Below are 20,143 nucleotides of genomic sequence, written 5' to 3' on the forward strand. Positions count from 1 at the left end.
GCGTAGGCTAGCCTAACCATTGTCGAACCAGGGGGTCTATTCGAGCCGCGGAGCGGATACCTCCCTCGCACGTTCGGTTAGGCTTCCGTAACCTGACGCTCGACAGCGTTACCTCCCCAAGGAGCACCCCAGCCGTGACGACGACCCGCCTCCCGGATACGAACCCGGATGCGTCGAGGCACACCAAACCGCAGTCGGATTTCGGGAAAGAGGTTGTCCCGCAAGGCCCGGCGCCGACAGCCCTGCGCCTGCTGGCGAATCTCGTCGACCTCGGCGTCGTCGCGGCACCCCTCGTCCTCGGGTGGTACCTCGTCGATTCGCTGCGTGACGCCAACGGCGGCGGCGAGGCCGACCGCGTCGTATTCGGCGGAGCCGCGCTGCTGATAGCAATCGGATTGTTCGTCTGGAATCGCGGATTCCGTGAAGGGAACACGGGCACCACCGTCGGCAAGGGCTGGTGCGGGCTGGTGACCCGGGACGCCGAGACCGGTGCGCCCATCGGCGTCCGGCGTGCGGTGCGGCGGGTACCCGGGATCGTCTCCGGTGCCGAGGTGGTCCGCGAGGCCACCGCGCGCGCGGACGGCTTCACCCCGATCACCCCCGACACGTCCCTCGCCGCCGTGCGCCGGCGTCGGATCCTGGGCCTGCTCGCCCTCGCAGTCCTGTTGGCGCTCGTGCTGTTCGCGAGCATCGCCGTCGGCGCCCGTCCGCTGTCGTTCGCCGAGATCTTCCACGCACTGTTCTCCTCGACCGGCGGCGAGACCGACATCATCGTGCGCACCCTCCGGATCCCACGCACCCTCCTCGGTCTGGTCGTCGGCATCGCCCTCGGCGTGGCCGGCGCACTGATCCAGGGACACACCCGAAATCCGCTCGCCGACGCCGGCCTGCTCGGCCTCAACGCCGGCGCCGCGTTCCTCGTGGTGATCGCGATCTACACCCTCGGCCTCACGTCACCGGGCCAGTACCTGTGGTTCGCGTTCGCGGGCTCGGCCCTCGCCAGCGTCGTCGTCTTCGGGCTGTCCTCGATCGGCAACGGGAAGGCGAGCCCGCTGAGCCTGGCGCTCGCGGGCGCGGCCGTCGCCTTCTTCCTCCAGGCCATGACGAACGCGGTCGTGATCCTCGACCAGACCAGCCTCGACGGCTACCGGTTCTGGGTCGTCGGATCGGTCGCCGGCCGCGGCTACGACATCCTGTGGCAGGTGCTGCCGTTCCTGATCCTCGGGCTGGTCATCGCGATCGCCAGTACCCCGAGCCTGAACGTGATCAGCCTCGGTGAGGACGTCGCCCGGTCGCTCGGCACCAACGTCGCGGTCTCGCGCACGATCGGCATCGTCGCGATCACGCTGCTCACCGGCGCCGCGACCGCCGCGTGCGGACCGATCGCGTTCATCGGACTGGTCGTACCGCACGTCGCCCGCGCGATCACCGGCCCCGACTACCGCTGGCTCGTCCCCTACGCCGGACTGCTCGGCGGCCTGATGTTGGTCATGTCCGACGTCATCGGCCGAGTCGTGGTCCGTCCCGGCGAACTGCAGGTCGGCATCGTGCTGGCCGTCGTCGGTGCCCCGTTCTTCATCGCGCTCGTTCGGCGCAGGAAGCTGGCCAGCCTGTGAGCGTCCTGAATACTCTCCCCGACGCCGCCGACGGCACCCCCGCGGCGGTACCGTCCCGGCCGGCGTTCCGGCTCGGCCCGATCTCGCTGGTGCTGCGGCCCTACATGATCGTCGTCAACGTGGTGCTCGCGGTCGCGCTGTTCCTGCTGGTGTGCGTCGGCATCGGCCGCGGCGACTTCCCGCTGTCCGTCCCGGAGGTCACCAACGTCCTGTTCGGCGGCGGCAGCAAGGTGCAGCGGTTCATCGTGATGGACCTGCGTCTGCCCCGCGCGCTGACCGCGGTGCTCATCGGTGTCGCGCTCGGCATCTCCGGTGCGATCACCCAGTCCATCGCGCGCAACTCGCTGGCCAGCCCCGACATCCTCGGCATCACGTCGGGCGCGAGCGCGGCGGCGGTCGCGTTGATCGTCCTCGGCGGCGGCGGCGGCTCCTTCGTCGGCCTGTTCGCCACGCTGGGCATCCCGCTGGCCGCGCTCGTCGGCGGCCTGCTCACCGCCACCGTCATCTACCTCCTGGCCTGGCGGCAGGGTGTCGAGGGCTACCGGCTGATCCTCATCGGCATCGGCATCAACGCGATGCTGATCGCGGTCACCGGGTGGCTGCTGATCTCCGCCGACATCAACGACGTCTCCCGCGCCAAGGTGTGGCTCAACGGGTCGCTGAACGGCGCCGGGTGGGGTCAGGTGTGGCCGGTGGCGATCGCGCTCGCCGTGATCGGCGGCTGGGCGATCATCGCGGCGTTCACCCTCGGCGCGCTGCGCCTGGGCGACGACAACGCCCGGTCCCTCGGCGTCCGGCAGCAGTCCGAGCAGGCGAAGCTGCTGTTCGCGTCGGTGATCCTGGCCGCGATCGCCACCGCCGCGGCCGGTCCCGTCGGATTCGTCGCACTCGCGGCGCCCCAGGTCGCGATGCGCCTGGTCCGCTCCGCCGGGCCGCCGATCCTCGCGTCCGCGCTCACCGGGGCCGTGCTGGTCGTGGGCAGCGACATCATCGCCCGCACCGTCCTCCCCGTGGAACTGCCCGTCGGCATCGTCACCTCGGCGCTCGGCGGCCCGTTCCTCCTGTACCTCCTCGTCCGCAACAACCGGAAGGTCTCGGCATGACCCAGCACTCCCTTGTCACCGAGCCGGCACTGTCCTCCCCCGCGCCGCGACTGGTCGCCGAGAGCCTCACTCTCGGCTACGGCGACCGCATGATCGTCGAGGGCCTCGACGTCGAGATCCCCACCGGCGTGATCACCACCGTGATCGGCCCCAACGGGTGCGGCAAGTCGACGATGCTGCGGGCGCTGGGCCGGCTGCTCAAGCCGCGCGCGGGCACCGTCCTGCTCGACGGCAAGGCCATCACGACGATGCGCACCAAGGATGTCGCCCGAACGCTCGGCATGCTGCCGCAGGCGCCCGTCGCCCCCGAGGGCCTGACGGTGGCCGACCTGGTCGCCCGCGGTCGGCATCCGCACCAGTCGTGGATCCGCCAGTGGTCGTCCGACGACGAGACCGAGGTGGCGCACGCGCTCGCGCTGACCGGGGTCGCCGACCTCGCCGATCGCCCTGTCGACCAACTCTCGGGTGGGCAGCGCCAGCGGGCGTGGATCTCGATGGCGCTCGCGCAGGGCACCGACATCCTGCTGCTCGACGAGCCGACCACCTACCTCGACCTGTCGCACTCGGTGGAGGTCCTCGACCTGGTGGACCGGATGCACGAGGAGCTGGGCCGCACCGTGATCATGGTGCTGCACGACCTCAACCTCGCGGTCCGCTACAGCGACCACCTGATCGTCATGTCGGAGGGCCGGATCGTCGCTTCCGGTGCGCCGCAGGACGTGATCTCGGCGGAGCTGCTCCTGGAGGTGTTCGGGCTCGAGGCGGCGGTCATCGACGATCCCGTCTCCGACCGGCCGCTGATCATCCCCATCGGGACGCGGCACGTCTACGGTGCGGTGGGTGGGCCGACGCAAGACGGGTGATCAGAAGGACAGCACCCGCGAGTGTTCGCCTCGCCGGGTGCCGCCCAGATCGCTCACGACCCCACCGCGCCGCAGCGTTTGGAGTTGCCCCGAGCTTGCCACCCGACCACGATCGGTGGTCCATCCCAACCGGCGGCCACTATCGACGCTACCCACGATCACCGTGCATGCAACCCGGACGAACAGGGCGATGGCCTGCGCGTGTTCCGGTTTCAGGCGCGATCCTGATCGGGCGCATTTCGAAAGAGCAGGGATACGAGGTCATCTCGTCGTCGCGGTGGCCGCGAGTCAGGGGACGTGTCGACGTCGACCACAGATATCGACTTCTCTGATCCCGACGATGTCGATCCAGATTTGAAACCCATTGCGGGAAAACACTTGACGGTGTCCTGGCGATTCAACACCGGACGGTAACAAGCCTGTATGAGTTCGGCGACTGCCCCTGTGAACGCGCCGAACGTACCTAGGGTGGCGGGCATGGGTGTGAACCAGAAGACGATCGCATTCGATGTCATCGAGCGGCGGGAGGTGCCCCAACCCGAGATCGACCGCCTTGCTCGCAGTACCTGGCAGTCGCTGACCGCCGCCACACGGGAATCGTGCGAGCCGCCACGGTGGGTGAACAGCGGCCCTGTTGCTGGTGCGGACGCATACCTCGTGCACCGGTACGAGGGCACCGTCGCGAACTGAAATCTCAGTCGTGAAGGTCGTTCGGGCGACCCGTGGGTAAGCGCGTGCAGGATGATTCTCGCGCCGGCTGGCAACCGACTCCTCAGAACTTCGTTGATATCGAACCGGGATCGCCAAGGGGTGGAATGTCGAAGGTCGTGCAGGTACTCGAGAGCGAGGTCATTCAGCGATGGGCCGCTACCGTCGGCACAGTCCTGTTCCCTCTGATTGTTCTGCCTTCCCGCGTTGGCGAGGCCGTCGAGCACCCGACTGTATGGAACTGGGTTGTCGTCGTGGTCGTCGCAGGAGGCATCGTCGCCTTCGCGACCGAAGCCATCACTTTGTGGCGCAAGCGCTTCGGCTTGACCCGAGGAAGAAAGCCTGAACTCACGTTCGTTGCACCCGAGGATGTTCCGGCCTCGGATGTGGAGTCGGCGATCGCATCGACATCGGACCGCATCTCGGCGATCAAGGCGCTGCGTGAACAACATCGAGGTCTCGGATTGAAGTCTGCTGCGGATCTCGTCGACGCGGCTATCGGACGCCCACCCACCCGAAACCTCGCGTAACCGGTGTATCCCGGACTCGGCGTGAGCGGACCCCGTGTCGTCGGTCCTCGTGGTCCACCAGTGAATATGACGCACCGCCCGATGTCGGGGCCCTGCTGACCGACGACCCCACCATCACTCGACTCAGCGACCTCCCACGCCCTCGTCGCCTTGCGTACCTCGAGAGCATCGACCGCCTGGCCAGCGCGGTGGAGCACGCATGTCAGCGTGCCCACCGATCAAGCACGGTTCGGAATCGATGGCGAATCTTCATCGATTACGTTCGAACCGAGGTCAGTGCACGTGCGATCAGCGAGGCTGAATCCGCCTGGTCGGTCGTCGAAAATAAGGGCAATATGTCTAGTTCGCGCTGTTGTCCCCAGGCGCTCGTCTCAAACTCTCCTGTCAGCGGCACGACCCCTGACCGATCGGGCTCGTGCCGGAATCAGCCACCGGTAGCGGGTCTGTCTAGACAATGCCTGACAGCCGCCAGGGCACCACCGACCCACTCGCCGACACCCCCGGCGCCGACGTTGTCCACGGCCGGCAACTTGAAACGTGTTCTACTCTGTTTGGAATGGACGACACGTACGAGGGGACGCAACGGGAATTCGATACCGGTGCAACCGATGCGGGTGCGGTACTGGTTCTCGGCGGGCGAAGTGAGATCGGGCTCGAGGTGGCTCGGCGACTGGCGCCCGGGCGGGTAGTGATTCTGGCGGCGCGACGCAGTGACGACTTGGCCAACGAGACCGCACTCGTACACACAGCCGGCGCATCTGCAATCCACTGTGTGGAGTTCGACGCCGACGACACTGCGAGCCACCCAGGTCTGCTGGAGACCATCACCGCCGAGCACGGCCCGATTGGTGTCGCGGTGCTCGCATTCGGAGTCCTTGGCAATCAAGCCCTGGCGGAACGGGACCCGGCACACGCACTCGCAGTAGTTCACACCGACTTCGTAGCGCAGGTCAGCGTTCTCACCGTGCTGGCCAATCTGCTGCGTGCTCAAGGTAGCGGCCAGATCGTGGTCTTCTCGTCCGTAGCGGGCATACGGGTACGCAAGGCCAACTATGTCTACGGATCGGCCAAAGCCGGCCTCGACGGATTCGCCAGCGGACTCGGAGACGCCCTGCATGGCAGCGGCGTTCATCTCTTGCTGGTGCGTTCCGGATTCGTCATCGGCCGCATGACCGAAGGCATGAGCCCCGCTCCACTACCCAGCACCCCCGGTCAAATCGCGAACGCGGTCGTGAAAGGCCTGCGCAACAATCGGATCCGAATATGGGTTCCTGCCCTGACCCGCCCAGCCTACTTCGCCGCGCGCATGCTGCCGCAAGCAATCTGGCGCCGGATGCCCAGGTAGGTTGCACCGACGGCGGCGGAGCCGGGCCCGAGCCCCGCACGGCCACCGCGCTCTGGATGAGGGCCTATCGCTGGTGGTGCCGCCGCCGTCGATAAAGCAGGATCGCTGCCAGCGCGGTGGTGATAGCGGTGATGGTGATGGCGGGCCACGGTAGCAGCGGGTTACGTTCGGTCCCGGTACCCTCAATCGTCATAGGTGCTCCGTCTTGCGCGACGGGGGCCTTTCTCAGGGTGGGTGGTCGGGGTTCCCCGTAGACCGTGACCGCAGCTTCACGGGTTCGGTCGTTCGACGATTGTGTTGTGGCTGAGCAGCTGTTGACCGACCATTGGGCGCCGGCGGTCTCGTATGTGGAGGTGAAGACGATGTACTCGGTGCCGACCTCGAAACTACGGCCGCAAGCAGCGCCTTGCACGCTGGACGAAACCGTTGTCGTCGTGCCGATGTCACCTGTGAATACTTCGCGGACTTCGAACTCGTAGAACGCGGTCTGATCTTCGACGTGCTCGGCGGTGACAGCACCCGTGAAGACCGACGCGGCATTCGAGACCAGGTCGATGATCTGGGGTCCGTCAGGGTCGTAGACGCACGAGCACGCGTGCGCCTGCGTCGGTGCGGCCAGCGGAAGTGCACCCGCCAGTCCCATCACGGCGATAATCGAAATCAGCCAGCGCACCATCGCCCCCTGGTTCCGGTCGGCGTCAGTCGCCGACTCGAAACGATGCTAGGCGGCGGGAGCTTGGACCCTCTGTTTCTCCCCTACCGTCTGCCGGTCTACGAACTCGGGAGAAAACAATGCACGAAGACTGGCCAGTCGCAGCGCGTCCGCCAGGCGGGCTTGAAGTCGTCTACAACCACAGGGCTCGTCCCTGTCACGCGGCGGAAGCTGCGGCCGTCGTGCGTCGCTTGGACGATCCTCGCGGCTGGGAGGTGTTCGTGCCCAGGGGCATCCAAGCTGGCGAGATCAGGCAGATCCGTCCGGCGCCGCGTTCGCCGGGGTGGCGGTACTTTCCTGATGCACATGGGACAGCGCCGTGTACGTGTGAAGGATGCGCGCCTTTCGGTAGTTACGGGGCGGCCCGATTGCGTGAGCGTAGGCCGCATGAGATGGATGGCCCGTTCGAACCGCGAAACGTTCTACTGGCTCAGCTTGCCGATGCCGCGTGGCGTGCTCCCGGCGTCGACGATCTCCTCACTCGGCTTGCCGCCGACGTCGACGTCCGTGAGTCGGCGGCATGGGTCCTCTCCGAGCGCCGCCGGACGGGTCGAGCTGAGGCGCAGTAGCCACCTCCAGTCACCATCGAAGAGCGCTCAGTCGATTCCCGGGTACGTGACTGCGGCGGTGAGGATGGCTGCGGCCGTACCGAGGCAGAGCGGCCGGTACACCGCGTTGTCCAACCGGACGAAGCGTGGTGAGGGTTCTTCCAGACCGAGGACCTTGGTGGCTGCCCGTCCGCCTGCAACGCCGCGCGCTGCAACGCCGGCGCCCAAGGCGACCCTCGCCACCGTTGCGGCCCTGCCCATCCTGCCCACTCCCGCCACCAACGCGGCCGCCGCCGCTGCGAGTCCAGCAACAGCGAAGCAGGCCCGAGCATCAGGCATGGCGTCGCTCCCCACCACGGCATCGGCCAAATCGGCGCGGCTGCGCATCGGCCATGCCGAACCGAGGCCCCACGCCGTGTGGACCAATGCCGCCGCTGCGAGCGCCGACGAGCCGGTCAGGCCTGCGATGCGAGCCTTCGTTCCCAGGGCACGATCGGTGAAGACCGGGAGAGTAGCCATACCGCCAACCTATCGCGGGCACCGCAGGACGGACCTGCTGCCCGGTCCCGCGCCTGCCGGAGAGGCAGCTGCTGCGACGGATGTGACAGTCACCTGCTCCCCCTTCGCACGCGAAGGACTTCGCCGACCCTGCCAGATACTTGACGCACGACAGGCGAAGCGGCGGACGATGGATTGTCACGGAGGACTCGAAGTCGGCGGTGATCGAGGCGGGGGCGGGGGCGGGCGAGAAGATCCTGTGAAGGAATGGAGCCGCGGCGAGTAGTACGTGCCTGTCGGTCCCCGGCTCTACTGTCTGGCGAGTGCAGGAGCAATTGACCTCCGTCATGTGGTCAGAGACTGCCGCCGACAGTTGGGACGAGTATTTCCCTCCCACGCCCGAACTCGGCGAGCATCGCCGGTGCGCTCTCCATTGGCAACGAAATCTGGGACCCACGGCCAGGAGAGAGCATCGCCATCGTTGTCGCCATTCTCGTACTGGTCAACGGGCTTCCGAGCCTGATGGCGACCGTGCTGCCGCGCGGACGCGTGTCAGGACGATCCCAGCGCCCCCGGAAGCTGCCCCGGCGGGGTCGGAACCGGATTGACGATGTGCAAGTTCTGCGCGAACGGGATCCGCATCAGCTGATGCGTCTGCCGCCACGGATCGAGTTGAAAGCAGTCGAGCGGAAGCGGGCCGGTCACGGCCCCCGGCCAGGTGTAGCAGTAGATGTCGCTCGTACCGAACGGACTGAGCAGGTTCGAGTTGTTGTCCCACGACCTGCTGGGCTCCCACGGAAGCTTGAAATACCTCGTGTTCAGCTCGTACCCAGGTGGCGGAACGTAGGCCTGATCCGCCGCACTCGCCTGCGGCGCCGCCGCCACGGCGATACCCGTCGCGATCGCCGCACTCACCACCAGTTTCTTCAGCATTCCGATCCTCCCCCACGTCGGACAGTTCCTGCCAAGTCGATCGCGCAGCGGGCGTAGGTGTTACCGACACCGCTGTCGGTACAAGCGGCGAATCCGCACCACCACGGTGCTACGCGACCCATCCGATCGTCTATGGGACACCCTGCCGACTGTCGCCAATTCGACTCCAGTGTGATCTGCCCCCGGTCCGGGCGGGCGGGTGCGGAAGATCGGGACCTGTGCGGCGATGGTGCGCCGCGGGCGGTCAGAACCGCACGGTGAACACCACGTGCCGATCGTCGCGGGTGGCGCGCTGGAAGAAGTCGATCACTTCTTGCAGCCAACCCCAGGCGTATGCGCGCTCGTCGGCGCCGTACTCGGGATTGCGATCGTCGAGCGGCATCGCGTCGTAGCCTGCGGCGAACTCGGATTCGGTGATGCCGGCCAGATATGCGGCGACTTCAGCGACCCGGTCGGGCGTCAGGTAGGTGATCAGTTGGTCGTCGGTGTCCGTGTTGAGGTCCTCGTCCCCCAGGATCACGCCGTATGCCGGCCAGTGCTCGGGCGCGCGCTGGTACCCGGCGCTGGAGAGGGAGCACAGGATCGGGTCCCACGCCTTGTCCGTGTCGCACGAGAACTCGGAGCGCCCAGTCTCCTCGATGTCCTCGACCACCGCGCCGAGCCTGCCGTCGTCGCCACGCGCGCCGAGAAGTTCCGCTGCCACGCGGTCGGAAAGCGCGAAATGCACCCCAAGTTCCATGGTGTCACGCTAACGGCTGTGCCTGCGCATCCGACTGCGCGGCAGGGATTCGACGCGTTCCGATCGTTCCGAACTGCGGTCCTGGCCACGTCGGCACCTCATCAGCGGAGATATCGGTGTCGATGAGCCCCGGTCGGTGTACGGCCACTCGGCCGGGCGTACCTGCACCGTTGCCCCGCTCCGGTCACCTGGCCCCCTGCACGAGTCACCATCGCACGAAAGGGGTTGCCCGCAGCCCCAGTTGACGACTTTTCGAACCTGACTCGCGTTCCCCTCCGACAGCGGCGGATCTGCGGCATTCAGAAAAACAAGCACACATGCTTGCTTAGTTGGGTGGGCCCGCTTACAGTGACGCAATTCGACTGATGTGACTGCCGTCACTGCGCCGGTCTCGGTGGCCTTCCGCGCTCTCACGACGACTGATCGGAATTGTTGATGGACAAAGGAATTGACAACGGGTCGACGATTTCCACGATGCTCGCCGCTCGGGTCGCGACAGCACCCGAGTCGACGTTCGTCCACTTCGGTGGCGAGGCGTTCAGCTACGGTGAGATCGACGAGCAGTCGGACCGCGTCGCCACCGGTTGGTTGCGTCTGGGTCTCGGCCACGGCGACCGCATCGCGATCGCGGCGACGAACTCACCGCACTGGATCGTCGCGCACCTCGCTGCGGCGAAGATCGGGGCGGTGCTGGTCACCCTCAACGTCGTCTACCGCGAGCGCGAGTTCACCCACATGCTCACGCAGTCGGGGGCCCGCGCCCTGATCTGCGACGCGGAGTCGAACGGATTCGAGTTCGGCCCCTTCCTCGACCAGCTGCGACCCGACATCCCGACGGTCGAGCATCTGGTCTTCCTCGGTGGTGGCGAGACCCCGGGCCGACGACGGTGGGCGGACCTCGCAGCCACCGAGCCCGAACCGGCGATGCTCGCCCGCGCCGCCGAGGCCGTCCGGCCCACGGATCCGGCGGTGATCCTCTACACCTCCGGAACGACCGGGACGCCCAAGGGCGCCACCATCACTCACGCCAGCCTGCTCGCCTCGGCCGTCGCACAGGTGGAGCGGTTCGAGCAGTCTGCGGCGGACGTGATCCTCGGTGTCATGCCGTTCAACCACGTCGGGGGTTTGACCTGCACGCTGGGCTCAACCCTTGTCACCGGGGGCGCGATCGCGCTGCTGCCGAGGTTCCATCCGGATCTGGTGGTCGACGTGATGGCGGACACCGGGGTGACGATGTTCGTCGGCGTCCCGACCATGTACAAGATGGTGCTCGGCGCGGACTCCTTTGCGGGCACGGACATGTCGAGCGTGCGCCTGTGTGTCGTCGGCGGGTCCAACCTCGAACCGGCCCTGGCGGAGCAGGTCGCGGCGAGATTCGACGGCGTCCGGATCGCGAACCTCTACGGTATGTCCGAGACCTCCGGCGCCTGTGTCATCTCGCCGCCGGGTGACTCTCTGGAGACGGTCGGCCGCAGCATCGGGATCATGACCGGCGACTTCGAGGGCCGCATCGTCGACGACCGGAACACCCCACTCTCCCCGGGGGAGGTCGGCGAGCTGCAGGTCCGCGGCGGGTGCGTAGCGGCGGGCTACTGGCAGCTGCCCGACGAGTCGGCCGCGACATTCCTCGCCGACGGCTGGCTCGCGACGGGCGACGTCGCATCGATGTCCGAGGACGGGCACGTCAGCCTGCTCGGTCGCCGCAAGGAGATGTACGTGCGCGGCGGATACAACGTCTACCCGGCGGAGATCGAGAACGTGCTGGCCGCGGACCCGACGGTGGCGCTGTGCGCGGTGATCGGGGTGCCGGACGAGACGTTCGGCGAGACCGGGTACGCCTTCGTGGTGCCCGCACCCGGTGCTGCGGTGGACCCCGAGTGGCTGATCGAACGGTGCCGGCGAACTCTGGCCAAGTACAAGGTGCCCGACCGAGTCGAGGTGGTCGACGGCCTGCCGATGACGCCGGCAGGCAAGATCCGGAAGGTCGCGCTGACGCCGCGGACCTGACCGGCCTTGTGGGCCGATCCGGGCGGTGGCAGATCGGTGTCGAACCCTGACCGGTATGCCTGACCCGGTCTGGCGAACCGGCCCCGTCCTGCCCGCAGCTCGGTTGAGAGGACCCGCGACGCGCGGATAATGGCGGCGGGAGGCACTATGACCGCCGAAACCCCGTGGACGAGCGCCTCGTCCACCGTGTCGAGGACCTGTCCACCACCGACCCGCAGTTCCGGGCCGCGGCACCCGACTTGGCCGTGACCGCCGCCGCGCGCCGCGGCGGGCTGAGATTGTCGGAGGTCGTGGCCGCGTATCTGGACGGCTACGCCGATCGTCCCGCGCTCGGCCGCCGGGCCCACACGCTCACCACGGATCCGGACTCGGGCCGCACCACCGTCGCGCTGCTGCCGCGGTTCGAGACGATCACCTACCGTGCGCTGCGAGAGCGGGCTGCCGCCCTGGCCCGTTCGTGGCAGGCGGAGTTGCCGGGCGGTGTCCGCGCGGGTGACTTCGTGGCGGTGCTGGGCTTCACAAGCATCGACTACGCGGTCATCGATCTGACCTGCATCCGGTTGGGGGCCGTGTCGGTTCCCCTGCAGTCCAGCTCGACGGCAAGGCAGCTCGCACCGATCGTCGCCGAGACGGCGCCCCGCGTGCTGGCCGCGGAACTGGACCGGGGCGCCGCGCTGCCGGCGGTTCCGGCGTTCGTCCCCGCGCAGGACGACGATCCGCTCGCGATGCTGATCTACACGTCGGGCAGCACGGGCGCCCCCAAGGGGGCGATGTACACCACCGACATGGTCACCCGCATGTGGCAGCGGTCGCGCGGTCCGGACGCGGACGTCGACGGCCGGGTGCCGGCGATCCACGTGCAGTACATGCCGCTGAGCCACGTGTTCGGGCTGGGATGGCTGGTGACCACCCTCTCGTCGGGCGGCACCGGGTACTTCGCCGCGCGCAACGCGATGTCCTCGCTGTTCGACGACATCGCGTTGGCGCGCCCCACCGCCCTGAATCTGGTTCCGCGCGTGTGCGAGATGATCTTCCAGCGCTACCGGAGAGAGCTGGACCGTCGGCCTCCCGGCGCGAGCCCCGACGCGGTGAAGTCCGACCTGCGCCGGAACGTCCTCGGCGGACGGGTGCTCACGGCCCTCTGCGGCAGCGCGCCCCTGTCGGAGGCGATGCACTCCTTCGTCGAATCGACGCTCGACGTCACGGTGAACGACGGCTATGGCTCCACCGAGACCGGCGGCGGTGTCCTGCGCAACGGCCGGATCCTGCGGCCCCCGGTGACCGACTACAAGCTCGTGGACGTCCCCGGCTACCTGACCGGCGACGAACCGTATCCGCGCGGCGAGCTGTGCGTGAAGTCCACGAACCTGATCCCGGGCTACTACAAGCACCCCGAACTGTCGGCGAGCATCTTCGACCAGGACGGCTTCTACAAGACCGGCGACATCATGGCCGAGACCGCGCCCGACCGTCTCGTCTACCTCGACCGACGCAACAACGTCATCAAGCTCTCGCAGGGCGAGTTCGTGGCGATCTCCAAGCTGGAATCCGTCTACGCCACCAGCCCGTACCTGCGGCAGATCTTCATCTACGGCAGCAGTGAACGGTCGTTCCTGCTCGCGGTGATCGTGTCGAACCCCGACACGGTCGGCGACGGGGACGCGCACACCCTGATCGCGGCCTCGCTCCAGCAGATCGCCGACGACGCCGACCTCGAGTCCTACAAGATCCCCCGCGACTTCCTGCTCGAATCCGAGCCGTTCACTCGGGACAACGGGCTGCTGTCCGGGATCGGCAAGCTGCTGCGCCCCGCCCTCGCGGACCTGTACGGGCCGCGGCTCGAAGCGATGTACGACGAGATCGCCGCAGGACAGGAAACCCGGCTCGCGGAACTGCGCGCCGCCGCCGCCGACCTGCCCACGCTCGAGGCGGTGCGCCGCGCCGCCGCCGTCACACTGGGGGTGCTGGACGCGGACATTCCCGACGGTGACGACGCCGGCTTCGCTGACCTCGGCGGAGATTCGCTGGCCGCGTTCACGTTCGCGACGACACAGTGCACGGCCGCGGCGCCACCATCGCCCGCGCGGAGGGCCTGCGCCTGGACGCGTTCATCGACGCCGCCACGTTGGCCGCCGCGCCGTCGCTGCCCGCGCCGACCGGGACGGTGGACACCGTCCTGATGACCGGGGCCAACGGGTTTCTCGGCCGCTTCCTGTGCCTCGCGTGGCTCGAGCGGCTGGCCCGCACCGGCGGGACGCTGATCTGCATCACCCGCGGCGCCGATCCGGCCGAGGCCCGGCAGCGGATCGTCGCCGCGATCGACAGCGGCGACGAGAACCTGTCCGTGCGGTTCCGCGCCCTGGCCGACGATCATCGCGAGGTGCTCGCCGGGGACGTCGGCGATCCGTACCTGGGGCTCGACCGGCCGACGTGGAGCCGACTCGCGGACTCGGTGGATCTGATCGTGCACTCCGCGGCCCTCGTCAATCACATGCTGCCCTACAGCCAACTGTTCGGCCCCAACGTGGTGGGCACCGCCGAGATCGTCAGGCTGGCGATCACTGCACGGCTCAAGCCCGTCGACTACATCTCGACGGTCGCGGTCACCGCCCTGCCCGGCGGCGGGTTCATCGGCGAGGACGTCGACGTCCGCGCCGCGAGCCCGTCCCGCGCACTCGACGCGTCGTACGCCAACGGTTACGCCACCAGCAAGTGGGCGGGCGAGGTTCTCCTGCGCGAGGCCCACGACCTGTGCGGGCTCCCGGTCACGGTGTTCCGGTCGGACATGATCCTCGCGCACAGCCGGTACGCCGGGCAGCTCAACGTGCCCGACATGTTCACCCGCCTGATGCTGAGCCTGGTGGCCACCGGGATCGCGCCGCGCTCCTTCTACCGACTGGACGCGGCGGGCCACCGGCAACGGGCCCACTACGACGGGCTGCCCGCCGATTTCACGGCCGAGGCGATCACGACCCTCGGCGCGCAGGTCACCGGCGGCTTCCGCACCTTCAACGTGCTCAACACGCACGACGACGACATCTCCCTGGACCGGTTCGTCGACTGGCTCGTCGCGTCGGGTCACCCGATCGAGCGGATCGACGACTACGACGACTGGCTCGCCCGCTTCGAGGCTGCGATCGAGTCGCTGCCCGACAACCAGCGACAGCACTCCGTACGGCCCCTGCTGAGCGCCTACGCCCACCCGGCGCCCGCGAGGCCCGAGGCGCAGCCGCCGTCCGAACAGTTCCGCGCCGCAGTGCAATCGGCGGGAATCGACGGGTTCGCGGACGTGCCGCATCTGACCGAGTCGTTGATCGACAAGTACATCGCCGATCTGCGGCGTCTCGGCCTACTCGCGGCGTCCCCGAGCCACGGGTAGCCGCCCCGACGCGCGCTCGGCCGTCACGGTCCGGGTGGCTGCACGATCCGCACGGACCGGGGCATCGCCCCGACGGTGAACCCGCATCGGCGCGCGGCGGCGGCGAACGGCTCCGGGGCGTCGTCGGCGGGCCAGTCGTCGCGCGCACCCGCCGGGCCGAACAGCGCGGCGGCGTTCGCGGACGATCCGGTGGTGAAGCGGCTCTGGTAGCGGACGCCGTCGAACTGCGCCGCGAGCGCGGTCGCCCACTGCCGGGGCACGTCGTAGGGCGTGACGGTGCACAGCTCCCGGGTGACGCCGAAATCCGCGGCGGTCTCCGCGCATGTGTCGGCCAACTGCCGCCGGGTGGGGATCCGCAGCTCCGACAGCGAACGCTCCGTTGCGAACTCGTCGGTGATCACGCCGAGCGACGCCAGCACCTCCCCCGCCGTCTCGCGGATCGCGGTGCGCTCGTCGAAGGCGACGTAGCAGGTGCCGTTCGGGTCGTCGAGGTCGAATCGGCCGCGGCCGGAGGACGCGAACCACCACGCGCCGTTGGCCGTGCGATGCCCGCGCAGCAGCCGTCGGCGGGTGGTCAGCGACCACCCGGGAAATCCGTCGAGCGACCTCGCGCCGGGCGGACCGAGCGCGACGACCTCACGGGTCATGCAGCCCACCGTTGGGCGTCGGCGCGCGCGGCGACGCGGACGGGTTCGACGGGGCCGTCGGAGACGAGCCAGTCCGCGGCGGAGCGGCCGTCCAGCGCGTCCTGCGGCGTGCACAGCCACAACGCGCATGTCCACGAGTCCGCCGCCCCGCGCAGGATCCGCCACACCTCGACGACCGCCGGATGCACGGCGCCGCCGGCGGTGAACTGCCACACCGGGTACACCCACTGGCCGTCGTCGAGCCGACAGGCGATCAGCGCGTTGGTGGCGACCTTCTTGCTCACGGCCTGACGGCTCACCCGCCACCAGCGGGTGAGACCCGAGGTGTCGTAGAACGGCCCGATGATCTGGTCGTACACGTGGCTGGTGGGCAGGGCCGCCGACATTGCGTCGGCGATCGCCTCGACGTCGGCGAACGTCTCGGCCGGGACCCCCGCCTCGGCCGCGGCCGCGAAGGTGCTGTGCACCCGCCGGGTGAGCAACTCGATCAGTTCGCGTTCCTGCTCGACCAACGACGTCACTGCCCAGTCCTCTCGCCCGTCAACCTTGTCAACCACACCCTGCCACCCGACCGTCAACCACGTCAACCAATCGGCGCGGCCGCGACGAGGCCCCTGCCACCTTCCACGTGCGTCGATTCGGTGTCGTTTCGTTGCGGTTCCCGGTTCCCCGGTCCGCAATGATTGGGAGGAGCTGACCCCACATCAGGAGGCGCTCGCGTGGCTACCGCGACACATCCGGTTCGCATCGGACTGCACATCCAGCTCCAGCACGCCGACTACGACGCCATCCGCCGAACCGTGCGTGAGGCCGAAGACCTCGGCGTCGACATCGTGTTCGACTACGACCACTTCTACCCCCCGTCCGGCGACCTGACCGGAAAGACGTTCGAATGCTGGACGACCCTCGCCGGGTGGGCCGAGACCACCGACCGGATCGAGATCGGCCCGCTCGTCACGTGCAACGCCTACCGCAATCCCGACCTCCTCGCCGACATGGCCCGCACGGTCGACCACATCAGCGACGGACGGCTCATCCTCGGCATCGGATCCGGATGGGCGCAGAAGGATTTCGACGAGTACGGCTACGCATTCGGCACGGCCGGCAGCCGCCTCGACGATCTGGCCGCCGCGCTGCTACGCATCGAACACCGCCTCGCGGTGCTCAACCCGCCCCCGGTTCGGAAGATCCCTCTGCTCATCGGCGGCGGCGGCGAGAAGAAGACGCTCCCGATGGTGGCCCGCCACGCCGACATCTGGCACGGGATCGGCGATCTGGACACCCTCGGCCGCAAGAACACCCTGCTCGACGAGTACTGCGCGGCCGCCGGCCTCGATCCTCACGAGATCGAACGCAGCGCACCCGTGTCACCACAGCTCGGTACCACACCACCACAGCTGCTCGCCCTGGGTTTCACCCTCTTCACGTGGACGATCGGCGGCCCGCACTACGACCTGAGCCCACTGCGACCGTGGCTCGACTGGCGCGACCGGCACAACCGCGCGTGATCACGCCCGACTGTCGGGCTCCGTAATCTACGGCGCATGGAGCAGCGCCAGGAGACAGGTGGACCCGACGGCAGGCAGCGGGTTTCGAGAACCGCCGCGGAGCGGCCCGAGAACAGTTCCGTCCTGTTGGTTCCCTCGCTGGTGTTCATCGCCCTGGTCGTCGCCGCGGTCGGCAGCCTCGGGGCACCGCTGATCACCAGCGTCGCCACCACGTTGCATGTCTCGCTCGCCAGCGCTCAGTGGACGCTGACCATCACCTTGTTGACGGGCGCCATCGCCACGCCCGTCCTGGGCCGCTTGGGGGCCGGCCCGCATCGCAGGGGCACCATCCTCGTCACGCTGGGGGTGGTGGTGGCGGGAAGCGTGCTCACCGCCCTTCCCCTGCCGTTCGCCTGGCTGCTCGTCGGCCGGGCCGCACAAGGTGTCGGGTTGGGGCTGACCGCGCTGATGATGGGTGTGGCCCGCGACCATCTTCCCGAAGATCGCGCGGTCTCGACGATCGCGCTGGTGTCGGTGGCGTCCACCATCGGAATCGGCGTCGGCTACCCCCTGGCCGGACTGCTCACCGAGCTCGGCGGCCTGCGCGCCGCCTACGGGCTCGGCGTGGTCGTCACCGCAGTTGCGTTCGTCGCGGCCCTGCGCAGCATGCCCGTGCCGCCCGAAGGGCGCTCGGCCCGGGTGGACGTACCCGGCGCGCTGCTCCTGGCCGCCGGACTGCTCCTCGTTCTTCTCCTCGCCAGCGAGACGAGCCTGTGGAACCGGCATCTCGGCCTGGCCGTGGCCCTGGCGGTCGTCGCGGTGCTCCTGCTCGGCGTCTGGACGGCCTACGAACGCCACGCGAAGGCACCCCTTGTCGATGTCCGGCTGATACGACACCCGGCCGTGGCCGGAGCCAATGCCGCCATGTTCGTCGGCGGCATCGGCATGTACCTGCTGGTGTCCCTCATCACGCGCTACGCCCAGACGCCGCACGGCGCCGGCTACGGGTTCGGGCTCTCCACCTTCGTCGCCGGTCTCGTCCTCGTTCCGTTCTCCCTGATGGGCTTCGTCGCCGGCAAACTCACTCCTCACCTGCGGGACCGAATCGGCGGACCCGCACTCCTGGCTGCTACCGCCATCGTCGTGCTCGGCGCCTTCGCCCTGTTTGCCGGCGCCCGCTCGAATCTCACCGAAGTGTTGGTGTCGATGGCGATCCTGGGCTTCGGTGTCGGGAGCTTCTCCGCCGCGATGCCCGCAGTCATTCTGGCCGTCACCCCGAACAGTGAGACGTCGAGCGCGATGAGCTTCAACCAGGTCGTGCGCAGTGTCGGGTTCTCCATCGGAAGCGCTGTCGGCGGCCTGATGCTCGCCACCGGCACCCCTGCCGGGGAACTCTTCCCGACCGACGACGCCTACACGAGCGCAGCGTGCATCGGCATGGCGGCAATGGCAGTCACCGCGATCACGTGCATCACCCTCGCCCGCCGGCCCGGGCCCCGAGACGACACCGGCACGACCCCGGGAGCGAGGCGTCCGGAGGACCATGCCGGATCCGATCATCGCTGAGCGAACTCCTCGACGTAACGCCGCATCCTGCGAACGTGGGAGATCGCTCGCTAAGCTTTGTCGCATGGCACGGATCCGGTCTGTATTCACGCGCCGGCTGAACCTTGTTCAGCTCACGTGGATGGCCGTGCTGGCGTTGGTGGTTGCCGCAACGGCGATCGACGGGCCGGCTGCGGTCGTCGGCGCCACGGTTGCGGTCCTTCTTCTGCTCGCCGTGGCCGGGCAGAGTGTGCTGCCCCGACTGCACTCGCTGACCGAATCGGCCTCCGGCCCACCCAGGGAAGAGCAGCGGCTGCGTGGCGCGTTCCGCAGGCAGAGCGCCCCCGACACCCCCGGCCGCCCCTGTCGGCCTCGAGCACCCGGACAGGTCCTCGCCGCCGCATAGCACCGCTGATGCTGTGCGGCCGCCTCGGTCGACCGTCCCTTTTCCACGCCGTCACGAGTCCGCACAGGACACCGGCGTGAACTCCCACCCGCACGATGCCGTGTAACGCCGCGTCGTGCAGCAAAGAGGTGCTCACCATGCTCGACTTCATCTACTACCCCGTGTCCGCGATCCTGTGGTTCTGGCACAAGGCGTTCGGCTCGATCCTGGGCCCGGACAACGGATTCGCCTGGGCGCTGGCGGTGGTGTTCCTGGTCTTCACCCTGCGCGTTCTGCTGCTCAAACCCGCGATCAACCAGATCCGCACGACCCGCCAGATGCAGGAACTGCAACCGCAGATCAAGGCCCTGCAGCAGAAGTACGCCGGCGACCGGCAACGCCAGGCGACCGAGATGCAGAAACTGCAGAAGGAGCACGGGTTCAACCCGCTGATGGGGTGCCTGCCGGTGTTGGTGCAGGCACCGGTGTTCCTCGGTCTGTACCACGTGCTGCGCTCGTTCAACCGCACCGGAACCGGGCTGGGCCAACTCGGAATGACTCCCGAGGCCAACGCCAGTACCCCGAACTACATCTTCAGCGCCACCGATGTCCAGTCGTTCCTGAGCGCCCGTCTGTTCGGTGCACCGATCTCCGCGGCGATCGCCAGTCCGCAGAGCACCCTGGCGTCATTCGCTCCGTACGGCGGAGTCCCCACCGTGGCCACGATCGCCGCCGTGGCCGTCCCGCTGATGGTGCTCGCCGGCCTTGCCACCCACTTCAACGCCCGGGCATCGGTGCGGAGGCAGCGTCCGGACACGGCGGCCAACCCGCAGTCGGCGATCATGAACAAGCTGATGCTGTGGGGCTTCCCACTCGGCGTCCTCGTCGGCGGACCGTTCCTGATGATCGCGATCCTGCTGTACTGGGTGAGCAACAACGTCTGGACCTACGGCCAGCAGCACCTCGTCTTCGCCCGTATCGACCGGGAGGAATCGGCGAAACAGTTGGAGACTGCCGAACGACGGCCGGCCGCCGGGCCCCGACCAGGCGCCCGACCGAATCCTGCCCGGCAGAAGCGGGGTCGGCGAAAGTAACAGC

Annotated in this window: 19 protein-coding genes and 1 pseudogene; 14 read left to right on the top strand and 6 right to left on the bottom strand. The window is 68.3% G+C overall.

Annotated elements, in window-relative coordinates; all coding sequences use genetic code 11:
• Positions 1-134 precede the first annotated feature (134 nt).
• The 6 genes from HUN07_RS14205 to HUN07_RS14230 all read left to right on the top strand — a co-directional run bounded on the left by HUN07_RS14205 (position 135) and on the right by HUN07_RS14230 (position 6,165).
• Positions 135-1,616, top strand: coding sequence for an iron chelate uptake ABC transporter family permease subunit (locus tag HUN07_RS14205; protein ID WP_174910405.1), 1,482 nt, complete (start codon positions 135-137; stop codon positions 1,614-1,616).
• Positions 1,617-1,720: 104 nt separating this feature from the next.
• Positions 1,721-2,719: a FecCD family ABC transporter permease gene (locus tag HUN07_RS14210; RefSeq protein ID WP_254622996.1), complete on the top strand. Its 999-nt coding sequence runs from the start codon at positions 1,721-1,723 to the stop codon at positions 2,717-2,719.
• On the top strand, positions 2,716-3,582 hold the full coding sequence (locus tag HUN07_RS14215; protein WP_174910409.1) for an ABC transporter ATP-binding protein: 867 nt from the start codon (positions 2,716-2,718) through the stop codon (positions 3,580-3,582). The genes HUN07_RS14210 and HUN07_RS14215 overlap by 4 nt, the downstream gene beginning before the upstream one ends.
• Positions 3,583-4,059: 477 nt before the next feature.
• Positions 4,060-4,272 (top strand): hypothetical protein, encoded by a 213-nt coding sequence (locus HUN07_RS14220; protein WP_174910411.1) that lies wholly within the window; start codon positions 4,060-4,062, stop codon positions 4,270-4,272.
• Between the two features lie 125 nt (positions 4,273-4,397).
• Positions 4,398-4,820, top strand: coding sequence for a hypothetical protein (locus HUN07_RS14225; protein WP_174910412.1), 423 nt, complete (start codon positions 4,398-4,400; stop codon positions 4,818-4,820).
• A 556-nt stretch (positions 4,821-5,376) separates the two neighbouring features.
• Complete coding sequence (locus tag HUN07_RS14230) at positions 5,377-6,165, top strand: SDR family NAD(P)-dependent oxidoreductase (RefSeq protein ID WP_174910414.1); 789 nt, start codon at positions 5,377-5,379, stop codon at positions 6,163-6,165.
• Between the two features lie 64 nt (positions 6,166-6,229).
• Here HUN07_RS14230 and HUN07_RS14235 read toward each other — a convergent pair whose 3' ends face one another.
• The gene (locus HUN07_RS14235) at positions 6,230-6,841 is read right to left on the bottom strand and encodes a hypothetical protein (protein ID WP_114723548.1); all 612 of its coding nucleotides are present in this window, start codon (positions 6,839-6,841) and stop codon (positions 6,230-6,232) included.
• A 428-nt stretch (positions 6,842-7,269) separates the two neighbouring features.
• On the opposite strand from HUN07_RS14235, the gene HUN07_RS14240 reads away from it, so the two are divergent.
• Positions 7,270-7,446, top strand: coding sequence for a hypothetical protein (locus HUN07_RS14240; RefSeq protein WP_174910416.1), 177 nt, complete (start codon positions 7,270-7,272; stop codon positions 7,444-7,446).
• A 27-nt stretch (positions 7,447-7,473) separates the two neighbouring features.
• Here the strand turns inward: HUN07_RS14240 and HUN07_RS14245 are convergent, their stop codons facing one another.
• The 3 genes from HUN07_RS14245 to HUN07_RS14255 all read right to left on the bottom strand — a co-directional run bounded on the left by HUN07_RS14245 (position 7,474) and on the right by HUN07_RS14255 (position 9,595).
• Positions 7,474-7,944: a DUF3995 domain-containing protein gene (locus HUN07_RS14245; RefSeq protein WP_174910418.1), complete on the bottom strand. Its 471-nt coding sequence runs from the start codon at positions 7,942-7,944 to the stop codon at positions 7,474-7,476.
• Between the two features lie 531 nt (positions 7,945-8,475).
• The gene (locus HUN07_RS14250; RefSeq protein WP_174910420.1) at positions 8,476-8,856 is read right to left on the bottom strand and encodes a hypothetical protein; all 381 of its coding nucleotides are present in this window, start codon (positions 8,854-8,856) and stop codon (positions 8,476-8,478) included.
• A gap of 244 nt (positions 8,857-9,100) precedes the next feature.
• Entirely contained in the window at positions 9,101-9,595 is a 495-nt protein-coding gene (locus HUN07_RS14255; RefSeq protein WP_174910422.1) for a DUF1877 family protein, read from the bottom strand.
• Between the two features lie 435 nt (positions 9,596-10,030).
• Between HUN07_RS14255 and HUN07_RS14260 the strand changes: the two genes are divergently transcribed.
• The 3 genes from HUN07_RS14260 (at position 10,031) to HUN07_RS27625 (ending at position 14,981) form a co-directional block, all read left to right on the top strand.
• Entirely contained in the window at positions 10,031-11,602 is a 1,572-nt protein-coding gene (locus HUN07_RS14260) for a class I adenylate-forming enzyme family protein (protein ID WP_174910424.1), read from the top strand.
• Between the two features lie 164 nt (positions 11,603-11,766).
• Positions 11,767-13,782, top strand: coding sequence for an AMP-binding protein (locus HUN07_RS27620; protein WP_441346770.1), 2,016 nt, complete (start codon positions 11,767-11,769; stop codon positions 13,780-13,782).
• Complete coding sequence (locus HUN07_RS27625) at positions 13,782-14,981, top strand: thioester reductase domain-containing protein (RefSeq protein ID WP_441346820.1); 1,200 nt, start codon at positions 13,782-13,784, stop codon at positions 14,979-14,981. The genes HUN07_RS27620 and HUN07_RS27625 overlap by 1 nt, the downstream gene beginning before the upstream one ends.
• Positions 14,982-15,004: 23 nt before the next feature.
• Here HUN07_RS27625 and HUN07_RS14270 read toward each other — a convergent pair whose 3' ends face one another.
• Together HUN07_RS14270 and HUN07_RS14275 are read right to left on the bottom strand one after the other, a co-directional pair.
• The gene (locus HUN07_RS14270; RefSeq protein ID WP_174910425.1) at positions 15,005-15,628 is read right to left on the bottom strand and encodes an RES family NAD+ phosphorylase; all 624 of its coding nucleotides are present in this window, start codon (positions 15,626-15,628) and stop codon (positions 15,005-15,007) included.
• Entirely contained in the window at positions 15,625-16,149 is a 525-nt protein-coding gene (locus tag HUN07_RS14275) for a hypothetical protein (protein ID WP_174910427.1), read from the bottom strand. Before HUN07_RS14275 ends, HUN07_RS14270 begins: the two co-directional genes overlap by 4 nt.
• A gap of 198 nt (positions 16,150-16,347) precedes the next feature.
• Here HUN07_RS14275 and HUN07_RS14280 point away from each other — a divergent pair, with 198 nt between their 5' ends.
• The 4 genes and pseudogenes from HUN07_RS14280 to yidC all read left to right on the top strand — a co-directional run.
• A complete protein-coding gene (locus HUN07_RS14280; RefSeq protein ID WP_174910429.1) occupies positions 16,348-17,136 on the top strand; it encodes an LLM class F420-dependent oxidoreductase in 789 nt (262 codons plus the stop codon).
• A 36-nt stretch (positions 17,137-17,172) separates the two neighbouring features.
• Entirely contained in the window at positions 17,173-18,681 is a 1,509-nt protein-coding gene (locus tag HUN07_RS14285; RefSeq protein WP_174910431.1) for an MFS transporter, read from the top strand.
• Between the two features lie 64 nt (positions 18,682-18,745).
• A complete protein-coding gene (locus tag HUN07_RS14290) occupies positions 18,746-19,066 on the top strand; it encodes a DUF6412 domain-containing protein (protein WP_174907155.1) in 321 nt (106 codons plus the stop codon).
• 137 nt (positions 19,067-19,203) lie between these two features.
• Positions 19,204-20,124 (top strand): annotated as a pseudogene (gene yidC, locus HUN07_RS14295) (membrane protein insertase YidC); the annotation flags it as partial.
• Positions 20,125-20,143 lie beyond the last annotated feature (19 nt).

It is taken from the genome of Rhodococcus sp. W8901, from assembly GCF_013348805.1.
Classification (GTDB): Bacteria; Actinomycetota; Actinomycetes; order Mycobacteriales; family Mycobacteriaceae; genus Prescottella.

Bases quoted from the DNA above. Each gene is read 5' to 3' on its own strand.
- HUN07_RS14260 (WP_174910424.1), top strand. From the start codon at position 10,031: ATGGACAAAGGAATTGACAACGGGTCGACGATTTCCACGATGCTCGCC.
- HUN07_RS14210 (WP_254622996.1), top strand. From the start codon at position 1,721: ATGATCGTCGTCAACGTGGTGCTCGCGGTCGCGCTGTTCCTGCTGGTG.
- HUN07_RS14225 (WP_174910412.1), top strand. From the start codon at position 4,398: ATGTCGAAGGTCGTGCAGGTACTCGAGAGCGAGGTCATTCAGCGATGG.
- HUN07_RS14220 (WP_174910411.1), top strand. From the start codon at position 4,060: ATGGGTGTGAACCAGAAGACGATCGCATTCGATGTCATCGAGCGGCGG.
- HUN07_RS14270 (WP_174910425.1), bottom strand. From the start codon at position 15,628: ATGACCCGTGAGGTCGTCGCGCTCGGTCCGCCCGGCGCGAGGTCGCTC.
- HUN07_RS14250 (WP_174910420.1), bottom strand. From the start codon at position 8,856: ATGCTGAAGAAACTGGTGGTGAGTGCGGCGATCGCGACGGGTATCGCC.
- HUN07_RS14235 (WP_114723548.1), bottom strand. From the start codon at position 6,841: ATGGTGCGCTGGCTGATTTCGATTATCGCCGTGATGGGACTGGCGGGT.
- HUN07_RS14255 (WP_174910422.1), bottom strand. From the start codon at position 9,595: ATGGAACTTGGGGTGCATTTCGCGCTTTCCGACCGCGTGGCAGCGGAA.
- HUN07_RS14215 (WP_174910409.1), top strand. From the start codon at position 2,716: ATGACCCAGCACTCCCTTGTCACCGAGCCGGCACTGTCCTCCCCCGCG.
- HUN07_RS14245 (WP_174910418.1), bottom strand. From the start codon at position 7,944: ATGGCTACTCTCCCGGTCTTCACCGATCGTGCCCTGGGAACGAAGGCT.
- HUN07_RS14290 (WP_174907155.1), top strand. From the start codon at position 18,746: ATGGCACGGATCCGGTCTGTATTCACGCGCCGGCTGAACCTTGTTCAG.
- HUN07_RS14230 (WP_174910414.1), top strand. From the start codon at position 5,377: ATGGACGACACGTACGAGGGGACGCAACGGGAATTCGATACCGGTGCA.
- HUN07_RS14240 (WP_174910416.1), top strand. From the start codon at position 7,270: ATGGATGGCCCGTTCGAACCGCGAAACGTTCTACTGGCTCAGCTTGCC.
- HUN07_RS27625 (WP_441346820.1), top strand. From the start codon at position 13,782: ATGACCGGGGCCAACGGGTTTCTCGGCCGCTTCCTGTGCCTCGCGTGG.
- HUN07_RS14285 (WP_174910431.1), top strand. From the start codon at position 17,173: ATGGAGCAGCGCCAGGAGACAGGTGGACCCGACGGCAGGCAGCGGGTT.